We start from the raw sequence: 1,651 nt of genomic DNA, 5'->3' as shown, positions 1-1,651 counted from the left end.
CCCCGCCGGTCACTGCCACGCCAACGGCGCTGGTCATGGCGCCGAGGCCACCGACACCGCCCACATCGTTGGACGCGCCCGCCCCACCGATCGCGGTGACATCAATGGTGGCGACGCCATCGGGCACGCTGAAGGTGTCCGCGCCGACGGTGGTGTAGGTGACGGTGCAGGTGCCCGCTGCGCACACCGGCGCCGGCGCGGCCAGTGCCACCCCGGGCCCAGCGAAGGCGAGCGCGCCCGCGCCAAGCGCCGCGAGGCCCAGCAGGCTAGCGCGTCGGCGGTATCGGGATCCTGAGTATCGGTCTGCATCGGTGACCATCGCAGCCTCCTGGCAAGCGGGGTTGGGGCGTCAGGGTTTCATCCTGTCACGCGGGCAGTCCGCGGATGGTGGTTCCGGTCACGCAGGGCCGCCACGGAGGCACAGGATCACCCCGCTGCCCGAAAGCTCGCGCCACGAACGCATGGGATACTCGGCGCATGGCCCTAGAAGAAGCGTCGACGGAACAGATGTCGACCGAGCTCGTTGACCAGCGGCGCGCCCAGATCCGTCGGTTCTCGAAGCTGATGGATTCGCGGTTCCGCATCCCCGGCACCAAGCAGACGTTCGGCATCGACCCGATCCTGGGGCTGGTCCCGGGCGGCGGCGACGCGGTCAGCATGGTCATCAGCGCGGGCATCGTCATCCAGGCCGCTCGCTTCGGAGCACGTGGCCCCACCTTGGTCCTGATGCTGCTCAACCTCGCGATCGACGCGATAGTGGGCACGATCCCCATCCTCGGGACCGTCTTCGATGTGTTCTTCAAGGCGAACAATCGCAATGTCGCGCTGCTTGATCGGCACGTCACCGACCCCGATCTGACGCGCGCCCAGATCCGTCGCCGCGTGATCCTCTCGATCACGGTGATCGTCATCTTCACGATCATGCTGCTGCTGACCATCGCGGCGATCACCGCCTGGCTCATTGCCTGGATCTTCTAGGCGTGCGCGCCCCTGCTGTGCCCGCCGCGTTCGTCCTTGCTGCCGCGGCTGCCTGGTACCTGGCGTGCGAGGCGGCCGCGGCGGTGGCGTTCCCCGGCTACAGCTACTCGCGCAACTACATCAGTGACCTGGGCATCCCGGTGCCGGGGATATCCGGCGGCCGGGTCATCGATTCGCCCCTCGCGTGGGTGATGAACGCCGGGTTCATCGGCCATGGGGTCCTGCTTGTCCTTGGCGCATTCCTGCTGGCGCGAGCGGCACCGAGCGGATCACGCCACGCGCCATTCCTGGTGCTCGCCCTAGTGCATGGCGCGGGGATCATCCTGGTGGGAGCTTTCCCGGCCGAGCTCGATACCAGCAGTGGCGCGACGATGGGCTGGCATGTGGCGGGAGCAGTGATGGCGATCGTCGGCGGCAACCTCGCGGTGATCGCTGGTGGTGCGTTCGTGCTGCGCGGTGCCGTTCCCGGCCTGGTCCGGCAGGGGAGCGTCGCGCTCGGGATCGTGGGCCTCGCATGCCTGGTGATGCTCGTGGCGAGCCAGCAAGCGGGTTCGGGCATCGTCCTGGGCGAGGGCGCATGGGAGCGCGGCGCGGTGTACACCGTTCAGGCATGGGAATTGCTCATAGCCGGAACGATCGCGGTGCAGCACCGCGCGGGCATCGCGCGACGCGC

2 protein-coding genes and 1 pseudogene are annotated in these 1,651 nt (G+C 68.6%); 2 read left to right on the top strand and 1 reads right to left on the bottom strand.

Annotation, left to right across the window (positions count from 1 at the left end; translation table 11 throughout):
• A pseudogene (locus HT102_RS15725) lies at nt 1-319 on the bottom strand (hypothetical protein); the annotation flags it as partial.
• A gap of 158 nt (nt 320-477) precedes the next feature.
• Between HT102_RS15725 and HT102_RS15720 the strand changes: the two are divergent.
• Nucleotides 478-978 carry a DUF4112 domain-containing protein gene (locus HT102_RS15720; RefSeq protein WP_225443798.1) on the top strand — a complete coding sequence of 167 codons (501 nt, stop codon included), beginning with the start codon at nt 478-480 and terminating at the stop codon, nt 976-978.
• 2 nt (nt 979-980) lie between these two features.
• Nucleotides 981-1,651 (top strand): DUF998 domain-containing protein (locus HT102_RS15715; RefSeq protein WP_192040398.1); only part of this gene is annotated, 671 nt, incomplete at its 3' end.

This window comes from Lolliginicoccus lacisalsi, from assembly GCF_014841105.1.
Lineage (GTDB): Bacteria > Actinomycetota > Actinomycetes > Mycobacteriales > Mycobacteriaceae > Lolliginicoccus > Lolliginicoccus lacisalsi.
The sequence above is the reverse complement of the archived record's forward strand: the minus strand, read 5'-3'. Positions and strand labels throughout refer to the sequence as shown.